The organism is Streptomyces sp. WAC00040, assembly GCF_056835925.1.
In genome coordinates, this window is sequence record NZ_JAKQZE010000001.1 from 2627463 (window position 1) to 2649392 (window position 21930).

Below are 21930 nucleotides of genomic sequence, written 5' to 3' on the forward strand. Positions count from 1 at the left end.
TCGCGGGCAGCTAATAGAAACCGAAGGTTTCTATTTGCCTAGCTAGTTGCTTGAGCTAGGGCTTTTGCTTGAGCACGTATACGTGCGCTCGATACGTCAGTTGATGCGTCAGCGGAGTTACTCGGCCTCAAGGGCGTCGGGGAACTCGACTTCCAGCTCGTGGTTCTGCTGCACGAGAATCCGGATGGCGCAGTCCACGAGCTGGTGGTGCGGCATCTCTCGCTGCGCCTCCCGGACCGGTCCGAAGACGCTCGCGACGCAGATGTCGCGTACACGGAGCTGTGTCTCGGTCGCGGCCCCGGGCCAGGTGAGAACCCGCAGAACTCCGATGCTGCGCAGGTCACTTACGGCTCGGGTCGCGGTTCGCAAGGACACCCGCATTTCGTCGGCCAGATCCTGCTGGGTGACGTACGCGCACGACCAGCCGGTTTCCTCGTCGTACCGGGTGTCCCGGTGCGTCAACAGGTTCGTGTACGCGATCCGTGCTCTCCCAGGCACCCTTGCGAGAATGTCATCGACGGAAATTTCGAGTTCCATGCTATTCTCCCGAGGAATGTGTTGATTGGCGTGGCAGCCAAGAAAGAGGCCCCAGCGGAAACCGCTTCACTTCCGCCGGGGCCTCTTCTTATGCGGGGACCCGCTTCGTACGCGCACCCTTCGGCGGCCGGCCCCGGCCGGCCGGCTCCCACTTGCCGGTCTCCGAGTTGAAGATGACCAGCCGCGTCTTCTTGGGCTTCTCGGCCTCCGGCTCCGGCTCCTGCGGCTTGTCGGGCGCCAGGAGCGACCTGCCCTGGACAAGGGCCCCCCGCAATGTCTCCGCGCGGGAGTGCAGCCCCACGGTCAGGTCGGCCACGAACGCCTCGGCCTCCTCCAGCGCCGTGTTGATGGCGGCGGCCTCGAAGGCGGTCAAGGTGACGTCGGGGCCGTCAGGGACGACCGACAGGGCGCCCGGCTCGCCGCCCTCCTCCCCGGTCTCCTCCTGCGGGGGGTCGTATCCGGGCAGGTGCTGCCAGGTGACCTCCAGCAGCGCGCGGGACAGGTCATGGACCGGGATACCCACGCGCAGCGCCTGGGCGGCGGCCTCGGCCGTCTCCTCGTCGAACACGCCGTCCGTGGAAAGCAACAGGAGCATCGGGTTCTCCGCGCCGGCCAGGAACTCGACCATCGCCGGGCCCAGGGCCTTGACGGTCAGGATGTCCCCCTCGGGGTCGACGACGTTGCTCAGGACGTCGTCGGCAGCGTCGCTGGTGGTCTCGTCCCACAGCGCCTGATACGGCAGCTCGCACCGGATGCCCCACTCCCAAAAGCGGTGCACGCCCTGGGAGGTGGCGTGCTCGCCGGCCGGGATGGTCAGGTGCAGCTCGTACCTGTCCGACGGCGCGAAGTACCCCTCGGCGTCCTCGGCACCGATGGCGAAATGGTCGTTGAGGACATCGACGACGAGGGAGCCCGCGATCTCGGCGGCTCCCAGGATTCCCAGGGAGACGATCCGCTTCCCGTTGGCCATATTTTCCTCACATGGGTTGATCGGCTGGGTGACAGCGATATTGCCCTCACCGGTGGCACGGAAATAGGGGCGACAGGTCCTTTTGTTTTGGAACCACTCGCGCGGCGCAATGTAGCCCGCCGGGGTGAGACAGCAGGTCTGACCTCTACGGACCGGGCATAGGCATCCCTCGTCTGGCCCTGCTCCGAGTCACTGTGGCAATTTGAGGTGCCTCACTCGAATGGCTCAGAAGACTCAGAACACCGGTGACCGAAGCCGCCGCGAGGGGGATCAAAAAACGCTCGTCCACCCAATGGGCTAGCGCCAAGGCGGTGCCGGCGGCCGTGAGCGCCTTGAAATACCCGGCGAGCATGTCGGGGAAGCGCAGGGCGGAGCACACGAGCGTCACGAGAGGGCGCAGCAGCGCCTCCCAGACGAAGAAGGTGGCGAGTGCGAGGACGAGTAGGTACATGGCGATTCCCGGGTCACGGGGCGCTGGCGTACACGATCCGGTACGACGCGCCCACACCGATCTGCCGCTGAAGGAGCTGGTCCAGACGGTATTGGGACACCCTTTTTCCCCGGTAATAGTGCGAGCGGGAATCCCCGGGGGTGCCCTCCCACATGTAGTCGGCGGAAGGGTCGTTGCCATCGAAGTACGTGCCGACCTTGTCGGCCTGTTCGACCAGGAGGTGATCGAAGCGGAACGTGAGCGGGCCGACGTTGGCGTAGGGCCCGTTGGGCACGAGGGCCTCCCACACCACGCCGTCGCGGACGACGTGGTCGCCGATGGCGTACGTGGCGGTCTGGCTCCAGTCGCTGTAGCCGGCCGGGTCGTCGTCGAGCTGCTGCCACACCGCGTCCAAGGACCCCGGTGCGACGGCGGAGTAGACCCGGGCGACGTCGTCGGCCGCGTAGCCGAGGCTCATGCTCAGGGAGCCGCCGTAGGTGGCGGACGTCCTGACCGTTACCGACAGCCGCGTCCAGGAAGTGTTCCCGGTGGGATCGAAAATCGGCGTGCTCGTGCCCCGGACCAGGTTCGTGCCGTCGTGGGCCCACAGGGTCACCGGGACGGGGGCGGCCAGAGGCTGGACGTAGACCGACGCGGTGTAGACGGTGCCCGCCTTGAGCCGGTCGACGAGCGCGGGCTGGGCCGTCGCGGAGACCACCCCGGTCCTGGGCGAGAGACCGCTGACCAGAGTCGCGACCGGCGCCGTCGTGATGCTGTACTGCGCGGCATTGCCCACGATGCCGCCGCCGACGGCCAAGGTGAAGGCCGTGGTGAGTGAGGCGTCCTTCTCCTGCCCCCAGCCCCAGAGGCTGTTCTGGAAACCGGGGTTCTTCGCGAAGTTCACGCGCGAGGCGCGGGGGCGGATGATGAGCTGACGCGGCGGCTGCCACGGGCGCGCCGGGGAGGCGCCGCCGGCCTTGGAGGACAGGGTGGTGGGGACCCAGATGCGGTGCTCATCCACAAAAAACTGCACCCGGGCCGCGCTCCCGCTCGTGACCCGGGGGACGACAGCCGCGTAGGCGGCGGTGCTGTCCATGGTGTGGGTGGCGCCGACCTGCTGCCAGCGGTAGCCGCCGAGCGTCGTCGCGGCGGTGCCGGCCTGGTAGGTGCCGATCAAGTTGAAGCTGGCGTCGTAGCGCAGGATCGCGCAGGACACCTGCTGACCGGCGACCTCGGTGGCCACCGAGATCTGCGCCTGGTAGGTGACGCCGGGCTCGACGCGCACCAGGGCGGCCTGAAGGGGGGCGAGGGTGAGCACGGCTGGCGCAGCGATAGGTGTGCCGGTGATGACGCCGGTGCCGTCCGGGGCCTCCGGTGGACCTTCGCCGGGCAGGAAGGGACGGTACCGCACGTCCGCGTAGGTCTGCCGCTTGCCCACCAGGTTGGGGTACGAGCCGAACTGCTGCACAGCCGTATACGAGTTGGTGGCCGGCGGGGACTGGTACACGTACTTCCCGCTGTACATGCCGCAGGAGGTGTACTCGGCGGTGCGCGTGAAAGTCAGGTGGCTCGTCTCGCCGCCCCCGCCGACGGGCGTGTACAGCATGCGGCCCTCGTACGAGGACTGCTCCAGGTCGAGGAGGTTCGAGCCGAACTGGTCGGTGTCCGTGTCGAACCCCTGCGGTGTGCGCTCGAACTGTGCGTAGGCGAGCTGCTGGACCTCGTTGAGGGCCATCGACGCGGAGGTGACCCCCAGGCGTGCGTAGTCGTAGGCGCCGTAGATCGCCCCGATCGGCCCGGGGCTGTAGACGCGGCCAGGTCCCTGCAAGCTGAGCGAGAGCCGCTTCCACGTGTTCGCCGTGTCTGTACTGCCCGCGCGCATCACCGCAGACGTCGGGTAGGTAAACGCCGGGTCGGAGTAGATGACCGACCCGTAAGGGGTGAGCGCGAAATCCGCGAAAGAGCCGGCCACGCTGGACTGGAGGATCGTGATGGCGCCGTTTCCAGTGCTGCGGCCGGCGGTCAGCGAGATCTGGGTGATGAGCTGGAGCGCGGGGTTGAAGACGCCCGTACTAGTCGTCGTCCCCTCCAGTACCAGAGGAATGACAGTCATGTGCGGACCCTTTCCAACAGGCCGTATCCAGTCGCCGTGTTGTTTCGCGTATCGGAGACGTTGGCCAGCGTCCTCCACCCTGAATAGCCGCGTGCCTCGACGAAGATGTCCGCCGCCCGGTTACGGACTCGGACCCGCTCGCCGTACGTGATGGGGGTCCACGTGGCGACGACGGACACGTTGACGGCGGTGACGGTGCCACCGGAGACCGTGACGGTGGTGTACGTCAGCCGGTCACGTGAGATCAGCCAGTACGCGGTCGAGCTGTACCGCACGACGATCCCGTGCTCCATGGTGGCCAGCGAGTTGTCCGGCGGAGACATGAACGTCGCGAAGACCTGCTCGCCGGTATGGCCCGAAGGGAGCGCCGAATAGACCCAGTTGCGCTGGAACCACAACACCCGGCCCGCCTGCCGCTCCAGGGTGCTGCTGCTGCTCCAGGTGCTCGGGCACACGACGCCACGCGTGTTGACCCACGAGCCCCAGGTCGTGTTCCAGGGGATAGATACACCCTGCTGCCCTGCGGTCGGCACCGTGTACCCGGCCGGGGCACTGCCTGTGGACACAGGGTAGGCGGGGGTTGTCTCGTACCGGTCCAGCAGGATCTGCGCCTCATTGCCGACGAACCCGGCCCCGCCGTAACTACCGTTCGCGTTATACCAGTTGGCAAACAGACGGACGTCCGAGCCCGCTGAGGTAGCAGACCTGTTGTGGTAGACGGAGAAGGTGTAGGTCTGGATATTCAGCCCGCACCAGCGCCACCAGAGGTTGTCGGTGTTGTAGCCGGTCGGGTAGATGCCCAGGGAAGGCCGTGCCGCCTCGTACAGGTGCCCGCTCCAGGAGACCCGAGCGCCTTTCTGGTAGCTCCGGGTCGGCGACCAGGAAACGACCCGGGGGGTGTAGACGGCGTCGGAGAGGATGCGGCTCGACTCGGGGGAGATGTTCGCCTTGTAGGAGGTCAGCTCCCACTTGTCCGGGTACAGGTCGGGCTGGCGGTCCACGCTCTGCGTGCGGGCGACGTACACGGGAGCCGACGCCCACCCGAGGGGATTCCAGATGACGGCCTGCCCCGGCGAGTACGTGGTGGAGGCACTCCACGTCGCCGCCCGCACCAGGCCGGCGAGGAAGACCTCGCGTGTGCCGGCCGTCGACAAGGCCGCGTAGTTCAGGCTGTTGCCGGTGCCGGGGCTGGCGGTGCCCACGGCCGCGCCCTGAGGGGAGATCCACCAGTCGGGGGTCGCGGTGGTCGTGACGTCCGGGTTGAGTGTCCCGTTGGGCAGGGTCAAGTTCCACGCGCCGTACCCGGTGGTCAGCGGGTTCCACTCGGTGGAGGTGTCCTTCAGCGTGTTGGGGGCGACGGCCTGCCAGAAGGTGGCGGAACTCGCGTGGCCGGTCGGCGGGATGTTCAGGTTGATGCCGCCGCCCTGCATCATCAGGTGGGAGACGGTGATGTCGTAGCCCTCGGACAGCGCGTTCTTCCCGGTGACGGTCAGAACCAGGGTGTTGCCCGTCGCGGTCAGGTTGAAGTTGCCGAGCAGGATCATGGGGATCTGCTGGCGCGACGAGTTGTAGAGGTCGATGGGACCCACGTCCGCGTCCACGCCGTTGACCTTGGCGGTGACGATTCCGCCGGCCGGGTCGCCCAGGACGTAGAGGAGCACGTTGTACCAGCCGGCTCCACCGCTGGCTGCTGCGAACGTCCAGGTCAGGGTGTCGCCGACGGTCGGCTCTTCCAGCCGGACGTAGCCGGGATAGGGGTCGGCGACGCGGTCGGCCACCTTCGCGATGGAACCGGCGCCGGTCCGGACGGGGTTCGAGCCGGTGTAGGAAAGGTAGAGCGACTCTCGGCGCGGGGTGCCGATCGCGGAGTAGAGGGAGCCGTTGTAGCTGACGATGTCCGAGTAGAGCTGGCTGCCGACGGTCGTGTGGTAGACCGTGTCGCGCTGCCACGCCGGATACGAGGGCGAGGCGAAAGCGGCCTCGTCCAGGTCGTGCAACTGGTTGTACCCGATGAGAATGTCGGCGTCCCAGCCGGTGAGCGCCTTGACCAGCTTGGCCGTCGACTCGACAGTGCCACGGTCGCGCCGGACGAGTGCCGCGTTTTTGACATAGGACCGTCGCAGTTCCGGCAGGGCCGGCAGCGAACTCGCGATCCCCATCTCCTGCGCGAGCAGAATCAACTGCCGGTCCGTGCACTGCATGACGTCATTCATGCGCACCAACTGGTCGTGCTCGCATTTCATGACGTCGAAGAAGTACCCGAACAGGCCGCAGAATCGGGCCAGTTGCTCGTTGACGGGAATGGACGAAGCGGTGCTCTCCACCACCTCGACCTTGTACGGGCGCGGGATGCGGTCGTACAGCAGCTCGGTGTGCCGGAAGTCCTGTACGGCCAGGCCGACGCACCCACCGGACCGGTACCAGGTCTCGCTGCCGCCGGTGGCGCTCCAGTACAGCGGGTTGGTGTCGGGCTGGAGGCCGGTCGCCGTCTGAGTGGCCGTGTACACGGCGCCGCCGTAGGAGGCCAGGTCACCGGGATAGTAGGTGGCGGTCGAGCTGTAGGCGTCGGCGGCCGTGGACACGAAAAGGGCGTAGTAGTAGACCCTGCCCGGCACCACCGTGTCGTCGAGGTACCGGTTGCCGGGGTCGCTGGCGGAGGACTCCAGAATCACCCAGCCGTCGCTCTCCGTCTCCGGCACCCCATAGGTGTTGCGGACCAGGCGCAGCCGCGTCCACGTCTTGACGCCGGCGAGCACCTGGGAGCTGCTGGCCTGGATCGGGGTATCCCAGGAGACCTCCAGTGACCCGTATCCGTGCTGCTCGGCGGACATGGCGGAGTCGAAGGAGACGAAAAGCGGCGCGCCGTAGAGGGTTTTGGCGTAGATGTCGAGTTCGTAGACGCCCATTCCAGCCTCACGTAAGGTCGCGGACGAAAGACAGGCTGATGACCGCGTTGGCGTCCACCGTGTTGTCGCTCGCGCCGTGCTGGCTTACATGGACCTGCATCGGGACCCCCGCATTCCAACGGCCCTGCCAGGAAAGGTTGATGCGGTGCCTGATCCACGTCCGGGTTTCGATGAGGCTGTCCTGGCCGGCGACTTCGTCATTGCCGCGCATGAGACGGACATGGACGAAATGCAGATCGTTGGCGATTCGTGTGGTGGAATCCGCCCACACGTTGACCGAGACATCCCAGAATCCCGTCATCGGCGCGACGATGTTGCTGCCGCCCTGGTACATCCGGTTCGGGTCGTAGTCCGCCGCGCCCCATCGGAATGCGGCCCACTTTCCTTCCCCTGCGGGGACCTTCATTCCCGGGGCTCGAATGACGGCAGCCGCAGGCTTGAACGGCTTGGCCGCCCCGGACTGTCCCGCCAGGAGCTGCACCATGAGCGTCAGCCATGTCTCCTGCTGCTGGATCGCCGAGAGGCGCTCCGCGACCGTCGAGTATGTCTTCGCGGCACCGAAATTCGCGATCGGGGCGGGCGTCTTGGTGGTCATGGCACCGGGACGGGGCGGCCACACCAGCGGCTTGACCCCGGAAGGCGACCAGCCGGTCCACACGTGCGGGCTGGTGCCCACCGTGCGTTCCACGGCCGCCACCTCGTTTTGCAGGTCGTTGACGTGCGCGGCCCAGACGACGTCCACATTGTCTGTTTTCGGGGTGAAGCTCCGGACGGAAACCGGGTACACGGCGGGCATGAGACTGGCTCCTATACTCCGCCGCTGGCGGTAATGACGAGGTTGCCGATGATCGGGATCTCGTGGTCCCGGCAGAAGACGTCGGCCGTGCCGCTCTGCGGGAGGTCGGTGCGGGCCATGAGCTGTACGACCGCCCAGTCCACGCCGGGCACGTCCTGGATCGCCTGGTACAGATGCGAGATGGAAATCCGGGAGCCGAAGGTGGTCGCCGGCGGGGTGAAGGCTTTCTGGATGGCCTGCTGGACCGCGAGCTTGACGGTGTCGCGCCGGTAGCGCGGCAGCACCGAGACCAGGACGGGCGAGCTGGACGAGCCGATGTTGACCGGCACCAAGGTCCCGTTGGCGACGTTGATGATCACGCCGGAAAGGGCGCGGGCCTGCACGTACTGCGCGACCGTGTCCCGCTGTCCCTCCGAGGGAAGGATGTTGTTCGGGCCGATGACGAAGAGGGTGACAGCGCTGGCCGAGCGGACGACCGCGCGGGCATCGGCCACGCCGGCGACGCTGAGCGCGAGATCGGCGTAATCCTGCTCGCTGACCGCACGGCCCTGCGCGCGGAACACCCTCGGGGCGTTGACACGGATCTGGTCGGTGGTCTCCTCGTCGGCTCCGCCGGCCATGGGGGAGGACCCTGCGATCACGACGCCGGGGACGCCCTCGGCCAGGTCGAGAATGCTGCCCTGTGGCAGATTGCCGTACGCCCCGCCGCCGGTCCGGTACGCGGCGGCGAGTTTGATCCCCGAGGCGGGGATCGCTCCGTTCGTCCCGTCGCCGAACGTGATCCGGGTGATGCCCTGGTCGTCGGTCACCGCCGTGAAGATTTGGTCCGAGGACCGGGTGAGCAGAAAGTCGCTGACGCGGGTCCACTCGGTGCCGCCCACGCCGTCGTCCAGGAAGACCCGCACGCTGTCGAGCAGGACGGGCGACTGCGCCAGGGCGAAGGTCTGGCTCTGGGTGCCGTCTGACGCGCCGATGTCCTCCACGCGGACAGTCGTGGCCGCCTGGTCCGAGCTGGCGGCGTACAGAGCCAGGGAGCGGCTTCCCTGGGTGGCGCCCTCGGTGACCAGGGCGACGACCTGCGGTGCCGGGGTGGTGTACGCCGGTACGACGAGGTCGGTGGCCGTCTCGTAGGTCAGCGCGCGGTCGAGGGAGGCGATGTGCGAGGTGATGAGCTGAGTGCCGGCCGGCAGCACGACGGGAGAGGTCAGGCCCGGAGCTGGAGAGAAAGCGACCTGCCCGGTGGCCGGGGTCGCGGCGTGGGGCTGGTACCCGAGCTGCTGGGCGATGGCCACGACGGACGAGCGCTGTGTGGCGGTCGTGAGAAATGCCTCGTCCTGAATGCGGTCCTGGTAGAACGAGATGATGTCGCCGAGGTAGGAGAAAAGCTCGACCATGACGACGCCGAAATCCGCCGGACTCCGTGAAGTCCACTCGGGAAGGATTTCCTGGGCGTAGGCCAGGAGTGCGTCGCGGTAGCCGGTGAAATCCCGCGAGGTGTAGTCGACCTGCGCCGCCGGCGCGGATTCTGCCACTGCACGCACTTCCTCTCGGTTCCCGCCAGCGGGATCGAGTGAGAAATGTGTGCCGGCCTGATAGTGGGATTCTACGGTCCGGGGCGGTCCCCGGTTAATTCCTACTCCGGAGTGGACACCACCGTTCCTCCCACAAGGACACCGACCGTACGCGTGGTGTCCTGCTCGGCGCCGGGCACGTCGGCGCGGGAGACCTGGACGTTGATGTGCACCGTCCCGAGATCTTGGTTGACCATGGCGTCGATGGTGGAGACCACGGCAGACGGCTCCCACGTCTGCACCGCGCTGTGCACCGCCCGCTGGAGCTGGTCATCCGCCGCTTCCGCACTGACCTCGAAAAGCGCCGCGCTGGTCGCCACCCCGTAGGTGCTGCGCATGACGCGCTCGCCGGGCAGCGTGCCCACCAGGGCGGCGACGCGGTCTACGAGCTGCTCACGCGGGTCGGTGGTCGAGGCCACTGCCCCGGTGTGGTCGATGGCGAACGGGGTGCGCATGGCTGTGGAGACGCTGGTGTCGCGGGGGCCGGTGGACGGAATGACCGGGGCAACCTCGGGGGTGTCCGTGCTGAGCGGCACCAGGGCGCAGGCGCGCTTGACCGCGTCCCCGAGGGCGAAGAACGCGGGCAGGCGGTTGTCCGGGTTGGCCACGGCCGCCGAGGACAGATCCCCCGAGGCATACAGGGACCGGCGCAGCGACCGGGTGAGATCGAGCTGGACACCCGCGCCCAGCCGGTTCTTGTTCACCAGGTTCTGCGCGTCGTCACCTCCGAAACGCAGAGGCGGGGTGTCGACCACGAATCCGGCACCGCGCAGCTCCTGGGTGATGAGCGAGACCAGGACGGTGTCGAGACCGCTGACGTACACCACCTCCTCGGCCTCGCGCTGGTCCTCCACACCGCGCCACGACACGCTGCGGGTCGAGTTGCCGACGTTGACCACGGCGAAGGGGTCGTCGAACGCGTCGGCCGGCAACGTCAGGGAGGCAGCCGTCAGGTCGCTGAGCGCCTCGAAGACGTAGTAGGCGCCGGAGGTGCCGGCGCAGTAGACGGCGAGCTGGGAGGTGGGCGGCTCGATGCCGCCGCCGTGGATGGCGAAGTGGATGAGGTAGTCGCCGCTCCCGTACCGAGTGCGGGTGTCGTAGTCGATGCCGAGGGCCTTATCGGCTGCCAGGTACCGGTAGCTGGGGTAGGTCACGGTGCCTCCTAGAGGGCGCGGACACGCAGAGAGTCGAGGCTCACGGTGGTGGCGACGGACCCCTGCGGGTGCAGCGCGGTCAGCATCCCGGTCGTCAGCACGGCGACGCGGCAGTGAGGGCTGGAGTAGGGGAAGGTCGGCCAGACCGCGATCTTCTTCGTGTCGAAAGTCGCCGTGGCAGCGGAGGGAGTCGCGCACCGGTAGCGGGCCGCCACCGTGTAAGTCGTGCCCGGCGTAAGGTTGTTGACGAAATTGGTGGTGGAGACGGCCGCGAACTTGTCGCCGGTAACCAGACACGCCCGGTCGTCACTGGGAGCCACGATCTCCGTAGCCCCCTGGAGGACGGCGTAGGACATGTACGCCGTGTCGGTCGTATTGCTCGTCCGCAGCCACGCGCCGATCTGCACCAGCACCTCGCCCGAGCCGGGGGCGATGAAAGCGGCGGTGGTACTCGGGGCCAGGTCGACGTAGGTGACGCTCGTCGTAGTCTGCACGGCCGTGCTGCTGCCGACGCCCTGACGCGCGTTGTACGCGGCGTGATAGCCGGTCGCGGCCATCCGGTAGGCGTCGTGCAGGGGGCGCAGCCCGTCGGGCAGCGTGGCGATCTGCACGGGGACGCCCTTGGTCACGGAAGCCGGCGCAGTGACCATCCCCGCGAATTCGAGCATCCCGTCACCGGTCAGGCGCACCGAGGGGACCCCGTCCGTGCCGGTGCCGGCCGTCCAGCCCGGGGCCAGCGTGAGCGGCATCCACTGACTGGTGTACGGCAGGCCGGCCCGGTACCGGGGCCAGAAAACCGGGTAGCTCAAGTCCCCGCCGTCGAAAGCCACCGTGACCTGGTCCCCGGGCGCGACGGCGCCGATGCTCGCCGGCTCCGCCCATCCGGTGACCGCCGTGCCGGTGATCTGCGGGATGCGCAGCCTCGCCCGGCCCCGGTTCTGCGGGTCCTGGGCGGAGACGACGAGACCGGTGTAGACGCCGACCAGAGGGCTCATGCGGTGCCTCCCGAGTGTGCGGCCCGCCACCGGCCGGAGACCAGTACGGTGGGCGCGGTCGGTCCTGGCGGGGGCTGTGGGCCCAGGTCGAGCTGATGGCTGTTGCTCCGCCCCACGGCAAGCGTGGTGGTATACGTGCTCTTCTGCGGATAGAGCTGATGTACCCACAGCTTGTGGACAGCGCTGCGGACCATCCACGTACCCTCATGGGTCTCCCCGATCCCAGCGCCGCGCAGCTCCACGAGCGAGCCCGGCCGCAGCCGGGGATCACCGTTGGTGACGGCACGGGCCTCCACCCACAGCCAGTCCGCCGCCGCGTTCATGAGCCTCGCCGCCTGCGCGTAGCTACCCGCCGGGCGGGCGTCGTACCGGCTGTCGAGCAGCGGGGCGACCGGCTGTCCCTGCACCGTCGTCCGGCTCTGCGTGTACGTGGCCGAGGACAGCACGCCCGAGTGACGGTTGAACGCCGTCGCCTCGTAACGGGCCCTGAGACCACCGGCGGGGTCCGTGTCACCCAGGACGGCTGAGAACTCCCTCAGCGAGTCGACGACCCCCGGCGCCTTGCGCTGGCGGAAGACAGGCACGCTCCCGTCCGCAGACGGCATGGCAGTACGCCGGTCGACGCACCACAACGTCGTGCCGTCGCAGTACAACCGGTACCCGCTCCGGTCGGCCAAGTCGCCGAGGAACGTCCAGTCACTGCTGGCCTGCGCGACCTGATCGAGTACCACGGCCGACACATCCACCCGAGGCAGCAGATTGTGCTCCTTCGCGATCTGCCGGGCGACGGCAGACACCGTGGTCTCGCGCCACGTCCGGCTACGCCGCGACTGCATCGGCAGCGACGCGCCGGTCAGCGTGTAGACCACCGGAATCTGCACGGCGTGCCCGTACCGAGGATCGGACTCGCTGGCCATCACCCGAGAGGACACCACGTAGCCGTGCCAGTCGGCGGAGTCGTCCGCGTACCAGCCGTACCGCAGGTGGACCGGCGTGTTCTCCGCCCACACCGACCCTGCCGGCGCCCGCCACTGCTGCGCCGGGAAGGCCGGGTTGTACGTGTGCATGACGGTCAGCTCGACGACCTGGTGCGCGCTCTCGGCCTGGTAGATCTCCGCGCCCGCGAGCCAGGCGCCTCGCTCCAGCGCCGGGCTCTGGGCGTACAGGTGCGGGCGGTAGACGTTACGCCAGGCCACGGGGCACCATGATCTGCTGGCCGGGCAGTACCTGCGTCCAGTCCATCACCGCCGGGTTCGCCTGGGCGTACATCCACCACGAGGACTCCGAGCCGTAATAGCGGGCGGCGACATCGTCCACCCGGTCCTCGGCGCGCCACCGGTAGTCGGAGACACGCAAGGTCTGGTTCTCCGGCGCCCGGTGCACGATGGCGAGCTGGAGATTCCCCCGGCGGTCCTGGACCAGCGCGGTGGAATTGCGCTGGTACCGCGAGGTGAGAGAGATAGCCATGACGCCTCCTAGACCCATCCGGCCGTCGACATGAGCTGCATGGTGACGCCGACCCCGCACCGGACAGGCGTCATCCGCTGCGAGAAATGCGTGTACGTGATCTCCAGGCTGTTGACGTAGCCGAAATATTCCATGCGGCTCAGGTTCGGAAGCTGGTCACGAAAGGCGTGGCGCGCCTGGCCGAAGCGGACCCAGACGGGCCGCATCTGCATGATCCCGATGACATTGTTCGCGTCTACCGAAGATTCGGCATCAGCGCCCTCGCCTTGATTCCACACGACTTGAGGTGAGTTGACGCCGACCATGTTGTAGAGCACGTGAATGTCGGCCATCACGCCGTATGTGCCCTCGATGGTGTGGGACTTCGTCCTGTCGCTCATCTCGTAGCTGCGGTCGAAGAGAAGGTTGAAGTGCAGCGTGCCGCCAGCCGCCACGAGGGGGGTCCCCTTGTCCTCGTCGCTCCGGGTGTACGCCGGCATCACCTGGTTCGAAGCGTCGATCGAGTGGCTGAGCTGTACGACAGAAGGGTTGTAGAGGAAGTTCAGCATGTAGAAACGGCCGGACTGCCCCTTCGGGAAGGCGGTCACCATGTAGCCGTGCTTCAGCCCGTACGAGGACCCGGCGGTCGTGCCCGGCAGGTATGACGGAATCGACTGGATACGGGGATCGAAGGAATTCTCGAAGATCCCCTGCCCCGGCTGGTTGACCGCGCCGCTGTCCTTGGGCTTGCTCACGGGCTTGTTGCGGGCATCGGGATCGGGCATTACCAGCCTCCCATCAGCGACTTGATCCGGTCGTCGGCAGCCACGTGCGAGACGAAAGCCTGCGCCGCCGTCTTGGCCCCTTCGGTGGATGCCGTAGGCATTTGCACCACCACGGAGCCGGGGCCGAACTGGAGCGTCACGGACCCGCCGCTGGTGACGGAACTCGACCCCTGGCCCTGGGCGGTGTTGAGGCCCTGGTTGAGCAGGGCCTGGCGGACGGTGTGAGCCGAGTTGGCCTCCAGGACCATCTCGCCGCCGTGGAGCCGGGCGTCGACGCCCTCGCCTCGCTGGCCGGGCACCTCCCAGGCGCCGTCCTTGTACCAGTGCGGATTTTTCGAGTTCCAGAAGTTCAGGGCCCGCTGAGGTGTCTGGTACTTCCCCTTGATGTACTTCAGGCCCCAAGCGATCTGCTTACTCGGCGAGTTCCGCCATTCGTCGGTCGCTGTCTCCCTGTGCAGGTTCGACATGGCCTGCGGAATGCCGTAGGCGTCGGAATTCGGATTGTCCGCCCAGTGCCGCCAGCCGGACTCTCCTTCCCACAGCTTGTAGAGCGCGTCCCACTGGCGGCCCGTCCATCCGTACTCGGCCGCCATTTTCTTGCCGAGCGCGATGTTCGCCTGGGCGTTCTTGGGGGCGGAGCCAGTGTCGTCGGCGCTCTCGCCCTCGCCCTCGGCCTCCTCGTTCTGGGTGGCCGACGGGGTCCGCGAGACGCTCTGCACACTGCTCGGCCCGCCACCGCCACCGCTGAGCGCGGCGGCCAGGGCGTCGACCTCGTCGATCGACCCGTACGCGCCACCGGGCGCCCCGCCAGCAGAGGAGCCGGCCGGGGAACTTGCTCCCTCGGTGCCCTCCTCCTTCCCCTTCTCCGACAGGTTCTCGACGGCAGCCATGCCGCCGGTCATGATGCGCCGAGCCCGGACGAACTTGTCGTACATGGGGCCTTCCACAACCCCGCGCCCCGGGTTCGCGGCCTCGATGACGCGCCCGCCGCCGGTGTACATACCGACGTGGCTCACGTCCTTGTAGAAGACCAGGTCACCGGGCTGGACCTCATCGATGGGCACTTCCTTGCCCCGGCCGATCTGCTCGTACGTCACGCGCGGAAGGTTGACGCCGGCCTTCTGGAACGCCTGCTGCATCAGGCTGGAGCAGTCCCAGACGTCCGGCCCTTCGGCCCCCATGGCGTACTTGTCGCCGAGCTGGGCACGGGCGAAGCTGATCGCGGCGCCGATACCCCCGCCGGGTGCACTCGGCGTTTCCGCCTTCTTCTTTTTCTTCCCGTCCTGCTTGGACTCCGGAGTACCCCGGTCACCGCCGAAGAGACCCTTGGCCCAATTCCAGGTCGACTTAGCCCAGGACGACTGGTCGGTCCCCTCACCCCAGTCGCCGAAGAACACGTTGTCCCCGGAGTTCCACCCGGACTTGAAGCCTGCGGAAGCAGAGCCCCAGACACCGCCGCCCTTCGCGGAGCCGGCCACGGTGCCGATCGCGTCGGCCATCGGCTCCAGCGTCTTCTGGAGCAGGGTGTGGATGTCCGCCAGGCTGTTAGCGCTCGCCTTGGCGGCGTCCAGGAAACTCGCGGACCCTGGCAGGTGGCCCTCCCGGGACAGGCCCTGGAGGTAGCGCTGGGAGTCCTGGTACGAGTCGCCGACCGAAGGTGCGTATTCCTTGACCTTGTTGAACGCCTTCTCGGCCGCGTCCGTGTCCCTGCCGCCGACGTCCTCCAGGAGCTTGAGCGCTTCCCCCTCACTCAGCCCTTTCAGTCCCTTCTTCGACGGATTGATCAGATCCCGGAGGATCTCCGTCTGGTTACGCATCGCCTCCATGGACTGCCCCGAAAGCCCGGCCATACGGCCGTAGTTGGCCATAGACATCGACAGGGACCCGCCCTGCGCGAGCTGCGCCGTGAGCTGCGTGCCGCTGACCTTCGAGAAACCACCGTTGTTCACCCGCTGCGCGAGGCTCAGGGCCATGGCCGCCGGCGAGTTCTGTACGCCGCCGGCAAACCGCGTAGGCGCCATGCCGAAAACCTGCGACGCGTAGAAGGCCTGCGCGGTGCCCAGCTCCTGCTGCTGCTGCGCGGCGCCTTGAATGCCGAGCCCCGGCGTCAAGAACGCGGCCGAGGCGGCACGCCGTGACTGGATATCCCACTGATCCCGGGGGTTTTGCAGGGAGATCGCCGTCTGGCCCCCGAAGGCGTCCTCGTTGGACGTGCCCCACATGACGGTGCCCGCCCGCTTCATGGTGCGGAAGTAGCCCATCGCCCGGCTGCCGTGAGTCCCCGAGAAATCGGGGTTGAGCATCGACATGCGCCGCTCGTACTGGCCGGCCATCTCCTCTTCGCCGCCGCTGTAGTAGCTGCGGGCGGCCCCGACGATGGCTCCCCCGACCTGGCCGGCCACGGCCATCCGGTTCATGGTCGTCTGCATGCGCTGCTGGGCGGCCATGCGCTGCATGTCGTTGGCCATCTGCGCCATGCCGGCCGAGTGCTGGTTCTCCTGGAGGCTCCACTCCCGCCGTGTGCGGGCCTGCGCGTTGGAGAAGAGGACGACCTGCTCGTCGAGACGGTCTCGGGCCTCCTGCCGCTGCCACGCCGGCAGCCGGCCGTTGTTGACCGTACGCGTGCCCACGCGGAGCTGGCGGTCCCACTGGAGCTGCTGGCGTTCCAGTTCCTCCTGCATCCGCAGCCGGGCCGCGTTATGGGCGTCGTGCGTTTGCCCGTAGCGCTGCTGGAGGCGGGCGGCGTTTTCCCCCGTACGCTGGCTCTGGCCGAAGTTCGAAGCCTGCATGCCCATGGTGGACATTCCCGCGCTCGACGCGAAACGGGTCGTGAAGGTCGTGAAGGCCCGCGTCAGTGCGTCGAGTTGCGACCCGAGCTGGTTGGTGCCCAGCAACCGGCCCGCGCCGGGATTCGGCTGCGGCGGGCCGGGCGGCGGCGGGGGAGTACCCATCTACTGCCTCCTCTCTACGTCCCAGGCGGCGTGGCGGACCCAGTGGTGCCGCTCACGGATGGACAGGTTCTTGATCTCCCGCAGGGACCAGCCTGGGTGGACCTGGGCGAGGATCTCGATCTCGGCGAAGGCCCGCTGGTAGTCACAGTCCGCGAAAGAGCACGGCCAGATTGATTGGCAGCGGGACCTCCTGTCCGCACGTGTCGTGGGTGAAGCTGAAGTCGGCGAGACGGGGGCCGGGCTGGGTCTCCCCGAGGAAGCGCAGGACGGCCTGGCGGTCGGCCATGCCGAGGGTCTGGGGCGGGGGTCGGCGGACCACGGTGCCGTCGGGCTGGGTGACGGCCTGCACGCAGCGGCCGAGGATCTCGCTGTCCTGGCGGGCGGAGTTGTTCTTGATGGCGAGGACGGCGGCCTGGTCGGCGCCGGTGGGCAGCCGGACCGTGGCCGTGGCGCCGCGCCGCAGGGGCACTTCGTAGTCGAGCTGCTCGGGGTCGTCGAGTTCGACGGCGGGCAGGGCGTCGAGCGGGACGGTGAGGTCGACCAGTTCCCCGCAGTGCGGGCAGGGCAGCCGCTCGAATTCGATGGTGTCCCCGAAGGAGGCGCGGCGGATGGCGAGGATGAGGATCTCGCGGTCGCCGATCAGCAGCTCGGCGCCCAGCTTCGAGGTCATCGGCTCGCCGCCGACCGCCACCGTGCCGCGCAGCAGGAGGGTCTCGAACACCTTGTAGGCGCTGGCGGTCCCGGCGGCGGCGATGGCCTCCTCGTCGGCCCCGGTGAGTTCACGTACCTCCGCGTCGCGGTACCAGACGCCGTCACGGCAGATCCCGCGTGCGAGGGTGGCCTGATTGCTGCCCGGGTTGTCGATGCGCGGGCGGCCGGAGGTGCGGGATTCCCGCAGGACCGCCTGGCTGGCGGCCGATGCTTCCTCGGGCTTTTCCAGTCCGTTGATGGTCTGGTCGCCGAAGCTGTCGAAATCGGGGAGCGTGATGGGTTCGGTCATGAGGGTTCCTTCGAGTTGTTTTCGAGTTACGACATCGAGACGCCGCTGCCGGGCCCGTACTTGCTGGCGATCTTGAAGTCCCAGCCCTCGTGGGCGAGGGTGATCTGCTGGAGTTCGATGCCGTTCGCGCCGGCGTCGAGGTCGCCGAATGCGATGGACGTGGGCCAGCAGTTGTAGACCCGCCAGCCGGCCTTGTAGTACACGTTCTTGGTGGTGACCGGGTGGTCGAGCAGGTAGATGTCCATGATGGCGCGGAAGTTGTAGCTTCCGTCATTTCCGCCACTGCCCTGCATGACCATGAATAGCTGCTTCAGCCACGCGTAGATGTCGCTGTCTCCGCAGATGAGTCCGCGCGAGAGCGTGATGGGTGCGAAGTCACTCTGACCAGGCATTTTCTGGGTCGTGGTGTTGTGCCCGCCCTGCCGGTAGACCACCACGTCCGTGGTGATCGACAGGCCGGAGACGGACATGAAACCGAGTTGGTTCGAGCGCTTCGAGCTGTCCAGAGTGGACCCCGCGAGGTGAATCTGGACCTGGAACTTGAAATTCCTCAGGGGGTCTGTCTGGAGCTGCGCGAGACTCGGCTTCTGCGTGGTGCTTACGGTTGCCACAGGTCACCTCTCATTTCCCGATGTCTGGGCCGCCGGAGTGAACAGAAATGAGAGGCGGTGAAACGCTGGTGATCAGACTGCACTCGTCTGATCCGTGGAATCCCTCACTGTGGAGATCCCGCCCTGATACTGGCTGATCTCGATCAGGATGAACTCCGCCGGCGAGGACAGAGCCACACCGACCGCGATACGGATCTCGCCCAGAGCGACGGTCTGCGGCGTGTTGTTGGTCTCGTCACAGACGACGAAGAAAGCCTCTTCCGGGATGCTCGACTGGAGCTGCCCGGCCTGCGTGAGGGTCAGAAGCTGCTGATTGACCAGCGCCGAAATCGTCTGCCAGAGTTCCGGCGAGTTGGGCTCGAAGATCGCGAAGCGAGTCACGTTCTCCAGCAGGTGCTCGATGTACATCAGCATGCGCCGCACACTGATGTACCGGTCCGGCATGCCGGCCTTGAGCGTGCGGGCGCCCATGATGCAGTGCCCGGACTGCGGCACCGGCCTGATCACGTTGACCCCGGCCTCGTTGAGCGTGTCGAGCTGGCTGAGCGTGAAGGACTGCTCGACCCCGACGGTTCCGACCAGCCGGTAGGCAACACCGGCCGGCGACCGGTTGGGTCCCACCGCCGCGTCCGCCTGCGAGTACTGCCCCATCACCGCACCGGCCGGCGGCAGCATCCGCGTCGCGGACACCGATACCCCCGCAGGGTCGGCCACCTGGAGCCACGGTCCGTACAGCGCCGCGTACGACGTCGTGGGCGCGTAACTACCCGCTGTCTCCACGTACTTGTTGGTGGCGACATCCGACGCGATAGGCGCCGGCTGCCGGGGTGCGTCGAGGACGACGAACGCGGAGCGCCGGTCCTCCGCCCACGTGAGTGCTGCGTTGACCTGAGTAGCCGGCGGCACGTGGTCGGGCATCGAGGTGTTACCGCACAGGTTGACCAGCAGGACATCCTCAACCGCCGTGAACTGGTCGCTGAGCTGCTGGGCGAGGTTGACGGCCTGGACCCCGTCGGCGCCCGTGGCCAGAGGCGCGTCGGTGACGAACTCCGGCTGCCAGGACCCGTCAGGGGTGGCGCCGGTCCCCGGAGTGGCCGAGGACGGCGGGAGCATGTTGGTGAGCTGGACGTAGTTCGAGCCCGACGCGGCGGAATTGACCACGCTGACCGCGTAGCGAGGGTCGCCCGGGTGGAGGGAGAGATCCTGCCAGGTCTCCACGAGCTGGCCCTGGTTGGTGCCGCCGAACTTGATGTGCATGTGGAAGTGGCCAGTGGTCCACGACGGGGTCGTGGTGACGTAGAGCTGGTTGCCGTACGCGCCCCGGCCTCGCGCGGTGACCTGGAGAGCATCCACCGGCGTGTAGCCCGCTGCGGTGGTGAAGGTGGCGGCGGTGTCCATCGGGTCGCCGGCGGTCGCGCCCTTGTAGGGCGTGATCTGCACGGCGTACTCCGTGCCCGGCGCCAGCCCGGTGAAAGCAGCCTGGGGCTTGCCCGAGGACGGCTGGGCGACCCACACGCTCTTCGAGAAGCTGCCCTCGTCCGGCTGCGTGACCTCGACGAGGTAGGCGTCCACGCTCGCCAGCGGTGTGATCGCCGTCCACTCGATCCAGAAGGCCGTCTGCTCGGGATTCGCGGTCACCGGACCCGACGGGCTGACCAGAGAGACACCCGAGGCCTTCGTGGCCGGCTTCGTGCCACTGCCCGTGGGCGCGGTGCCGTCCGGCGTCTCCACGATCATCTCGGTCGGCGGGAGCGGCCTGTTCTTCACCACCAGCCGGGCCGCCACGGAATCCGACGGCGTCGCCCGCAGAATCCAGGCGCTCCGGCCACCGTTGGCAAAGTACGCGTACACCTGGAACGGGAGGTACGACAGGCCGTTGCCGAAACCACCGTAGAGGTTGACGAACTGCTCCCAGGAATTGACCTTCGTGGGAGTCGTCGGCCCGGCGTCGTGAGTGCCGACGAACGTGGCGACCGCCACTCCGGGCGCGCTGACCTGCTGCGGGAGTGCCTTGAGCGACTCGGAGATGTACACCCCGGGCCGGCGGTACGGGAAAGCTGTGGGCGTGGTCATCGGGCATCAGCCTCCGGGGGGTGTGGGCAGTACGGTCAGCGCCAGGGATGCCTGCGCTACCTGCGGGGTGACGTCCGAGTCCCGGAGGATGACCTGGAATGAGGCCGGTGCGGTCGTCGCGGCGGCCGGGGTCCCGTGCAGGACGCCGGTGGTGGTCAGGGAGAGCCCCTGAGGAAGGCGTGAGCCCTCGGCCAGCGCCCAGGTGACCTGGCCTGACCCCCCGAGGGCCTCCAGGATCTGCCGGTAGGCGCGGCCGACCAGGGCGTCGGCCAGCGTGGTCGAAGAGACGGTGAGCCGGGTCTTGGTGACCGTCTGCTGGGGACTGACCGGGATCGTGTGGCCCTCGTCCCAGGCATCCTTGTCGAGCCAGTCGATAAGGACCCGCTGAGCGGGCGTCAGGGTACGGATCTCGCTCAGGAAAATCTCGCTGGAGACGCGGATAACCCAGGACGCGATAAAGAGCCGCTTTCCCCGGTCGTCCTTCGTCTCCGAGTAGTCGGGGCCGCCCAGGAGGTCGAGCCGCCGGACCGTCCCGTCCTCCGGGACCGCGAGGTACCCGAAGCGGGGCGGTAGGAAGTGGAAACCCATGAGCGCACCGGTCATCTCGATGATGTGCGTCTCTTTACGTGCGTAGACATCCACCTGGTAGTCGACGTTCAGCGGGACCGGCATCTCCGCCGCGTACGGAGACTGCGTGGGGTCCGTCATGTCGGCCCACGGCTCGTAGCCCTCGGGCGCGTAGTGGAGGTGCACCATGCCCCGGTGCTCCCGGTCCTCGTCACGCGAGATACGGGAGTGCGAGATGAGCGCGAGCGGATAGACCGCGTCCGCCAGCTCGTACTCGGGATTCCTGTAGCGGACGGTGACCTTACGGCCCGTACCGGAAGTCGCGTCATGCACCATCAGGCCCTGAAGTTTTAGCTTCAGCGCCTTGTCCTCGTTAAGGAGAAACGGCACGTGACACTCCGGTATGGGCGGTTGTTATTCGCCCCACCAGAATGCTGGCGTCGATTTGACGCAGGTTAATGCGATGGCGTCGCAGGTCAGAGAAGGCCCGCCACATGCAGAATGACGATGACGAGAAGGACGATGAGGACCAGGGCGACGATCTGACCGACAGTCATGATGGCTCCTAAGGGAAGTCGGGCCCGCCGCCCGAGAACGACGGGCCCCAGGCCGGTTACTGCTCGTCCGTGTTCGGCTGGCGGGCCGCCCCCTGGCCGCCCTCCTCGCCCTGGACGCCGTCCCCCTCGCCAAGCGGCTCGAAGACCACGCGGGCGTGACGACCGTGCTCCGCGCGGGCTTCCTCGTCACGACCGTGCTCCGCGCGGGCTTCCTCGTCACGACCGTGCTCCGCGCGGGCTTCCTCGTCACGGCCGTGGTCGTGTCCGTCCTCCGAGAAGCCGGCGCCGCCCCCCGAGTAGTAGTAGCCCTCCGACAGGGCCGTCTCCTCCAGCATCAGTCGCTGGCCCTCGGGGGCCGCGTACTGCTCCGGGTCGTCCAGCTCCAGCGGGCCACCCATGATCTCCTTGCTGTAACCGTCGGCGGCGACGAGGACATAGCGGGCCATGAAATTCTCCTTCGAGAGGGGT

17 protein-coding genes are annotated in these 21930 nt (G+C 67.7%); all 17 read right to left on the reverse strand.

All coding sequences use genetic code 11. The features are described from left to right. Nucleotides 1–117: 117 nt before the first annotated feature. Nucleotides 118–498 carry a hypothetical protein gene (locus MDN94_RS12210; protein ID WP_482725841.1) on the reverse strand — a complete coding sequence of 127 codons (381 nt, stop codon included), beginning with the start codon at nucleotides 496–498 and terminating at the stop codon, nucleotides 118–120. A gap of 127 nt (nucleotides 499–625) precedes the next feature. Next, complete coding sequence (locus tag MDN94_RS12215; protein ID WP_482725842.1) at nucleotides 626–1507, reverse strand: hypothetical protein; 882 nt, start codon at nucleotides 1505–1507, stop codon at nucleotides 626–628. 464 nt (nucleotides 1508–1971) lie between these two features. Then, complete coding sequence (locus tag MDN94_RS12220; RefSeq protein WP_482725843.1) at nucleotides 1972–4050, reverse strand: hypothetical protein; 2079 nt, start codon at nucleotides 4048–4050, stop codon at nucleotides 1972–1974. After that, nucleotides 4047–6956 (reverse strand): hypothetical protein, encoded by a 2910-nt coding sequence (locus MDN94_RS12225; RefSeq protein WP_482725844.1) that lies wholly within the window; start codon nucleotides 6954–6956, stop codon nucleotides 4047–4049. The genes MDN94_RS12220 and MDN94_RS12225 overlap by 4 nt, the downstream gene beginning before the upstream one ends. 7 nt (nucleotides 6957–6963) lie before the next feature. Continuing rightward, nucleotides 6964–7752 (reverse strand): hypothetical protein, encoded by a 789-nt coding sequence (locus tag MDN94_RS12230; protein WP_482725845.1) that lies wholly within the window; start codon nucleotides 7750–7752, stop codon nucleotides 6964–6966. Between the two features lie 11 nt (nucleotides 7753–7763). Then, nucleotides 7764–9284 (reverse strand): baseplate J/gp47 family protein, encoded by a 1521-nt coding sequence (locus tag MDN94_RS12235; RefSeq protein WP_482725846.1) that lies wholly within the window; start codon nucleotides 9282–9284, stop codon nucleotides 7764–7766. A 101-nt stretch (nucleotides 9285–9385) separates the two neighbouring features. After that, nucleotides 9386–10477, reverse strand: a complete 1092-nt coding sequence (locus MDN94_RS12240) for a poly-gamma-glutamate hydrolase family protein (RefSeq protein WP_482725847.1) — start codon at nucleotides 10475–10477, stop codon at nucleotides 9386–9388. An 8-nt stretch (nucleotides 10478–10485) separates the two neighbouring features. Then, nucleotides 10486–11472: a phage baseplate assembly protein V gene (locus MDN94_RS12245; protein WP_482725848.1), complete on the reverse strand. Its 987-nt coding sequence runs from the start codon at nucleotides 11470–11472 to the stop codon at nucleotides 10486–10488. After that, on the reverse strand, nucleotides 11469–12668 hold the full coding sequence (locus tag MDN94_RS12250) for a phage late control D family protein (protein WP_482725849.1): 1200 nt from the start codon (nucleotides 12666–12668) through the stop codon (nucleotides 11469–11471). Before MDN94_RS12250 ends, MDN94_RS12245 begins: the two co-directional genes overlap by 4 nt. Next, nucleotides 12655–12939: a tail protein X gene (locus MDN94_RS12255; protein ID WP_482725850.1), complete on the reverse strand. Its 285-nt coding sequence runs from the start codon at nucleotides 12937–12939 to the stop codon at nucleotides 12655–12657. Before MDN94_RS12255 ends, MDN94_RS12250 begins: the two co-directional genes overlap by 14 nt. 8 nt (nucleotides 12940–12947) lie before the next feature. Then, nucleotides 12948–13703: a hypothetical protein gene (locus tag MDN94_RS12260; RefSeq protein WP_482725851.1), complete on the reverse strand. Its 756-nt coding sequence runs from the start codon at nucleotides 13701–13703 to the stop codon at nucleotides 12948–12950. After that, nucleotides 13703–16654 carry a C40 family peptidase gene (locus MDN94_RS12265; protein ID WP_482725852.1) on the reverse strand — a complete coding sequence of 984 codons (2952 nt, stop codon included), beginning with the start codon at nucleotides 16652–16654 and terminating at the stop codon, nucleotides 13703–13705. Before MDN94_RS12265 ends, MDN94_RS12260 begins: the two co-directional genes overlap by 1 nt. Nucleotides 16655–16796: 142 nt before the next feature. Continuing rightward, entirely contained in the window at nucleotides 16797–17654 is an 858-nt protein-coding gene (locus MDN94_RS12270; protein ID WP_482725853.1) for a T4 family baseplate hub assembly chaperone, read from the reverse strand. 26 nt (nucleotides 17655–17680) lie between these two features. Next, nucleotides 17681–18265, reverse strand: coding sequence for a phage tail protein (locus tag MDN94_RS12275; protein ID WP_482725854.1), 585 nt, complete (start codon nucleotides 18263–18265; stop codon nucleotides 17681–17683). A 72-nt stretch (nucleotides 18266–18337) separates the two neighbouring features. Next, nucleotides 18338–20338, reverse strand: coding sequence for a fibronectin type III domain-containing protein (locus MDN94_RS12280; RefSeq protein ID WP_482725855.1), 2001 nt, complete (start codon nucleotides 20336–20338; stop codon nucleotides 18338–18340). 6 nt (nucleotides 20339–20344) lie between these two features. Then, nucleotides 20345–21295: a putative Ig domain-containing protein gene (locus MDN94_RS12285; protein WP_482725856.1), complete on the reverse strand. Its 951-nt coding sequence runs from the start codon at nucleotides 21293–21295 to the stop codon at nucleotides 20345–20347. Nucleotides 21296–21518: 223 nt separating this feature from the next. Beyond that, nucleotides 21519–21908, reverse strand: coding sequence for a hypothetical protein (locus MDN94_RS12290; RefSeq protein WP_482725857.1), 390 nt, complete (start codon nucleotides 21906–21908; stop codon nucleotides 21519–21521). Between the last annotated feature and the right edge of the window lie 22 nt (nucleotides 21909–21930).

Bases quoted from the DNA above. Each gene is read 5' to 3' on its own strand.
- MDN94_RS12215 (WP_482725842.1), bottom strand. From the start codon at position 1,507: ATGGCCAACGGGAAGCGGATCGTCTCCCTGGGAATCCTGGGAGCCGCC.
- MDN94_RS12220 (WP_482725843.1), bottom strand. From the start codon at position 4,050: ATGACTGTCATTCCTCTGGTACTGGAGGGGACGACGACTAGTACGGGC.
- MDN94_RS12225 (WP_482725844.1), bottom strand. From the start codon at position 6,956: ATGGGCGTCTACGAACTCGACATCTACGCCAAAACCCTCTACGGCGCG.
- MDN94_RS12230 (WP_482725845.1), bottom strand. From the start codon at position 7,752: ATGCCCGCCGTGTACCCGGTTTCCGTCCGGAGCTTCACCCCGAAAACA.
- MDN94_RS12245 (WP_482725848.1), bottom strand. From the start codon at position 11,472: ATGAGCCCTCTGGTCGGCGTCTACACCGGTCTCGTCGTCTCCGCCCAG.
- MDN94_RS12255 (WP_482725850.1), bottom strand. From the start codon at position 12,939: ATGGCTATCTCTCTCACCTCGCGGTACCAGCGCAATTCCACCGCGCTG.
- MDN94_RS12260 (WP_482725851.1), bottom strand. From the start codon at position 13,703: ATGCCCGATCCCGATGCCCGCAACAAGCCCGTGAGCAAGCCCAAGGAC.
- MDN94_RS12265 (WP_482725852.1), bottom strand. From the start codon at position 16,654: ATGGGTACTCCCCCGCCGCCGCCCGGCCCGCCGCAGCCGAATCCCGGC.
- MDN94_RS12270 (WP_482725853.1), bottom strand. From the start codon at position 17,654: ATGACCGAACCCATCACGCTCCCCGATTTCGACAGCTTCGGCGACCAG.
- MDN94_RS12280 (WP_482725855.1), bottom strand. From the start codon at position 20,338: ATGACCACGCCCACAGCTTTCCCGTACCGCCGGCCCGGGGTGTACATC.
- MDN94_RS12290 (WP_482725857.1), bottom strand. From the start codon at position 21,908: ATGGCCCGCTATGTCCTCGTCGCCGCCGACGGTTACAGCAAGGAGATC.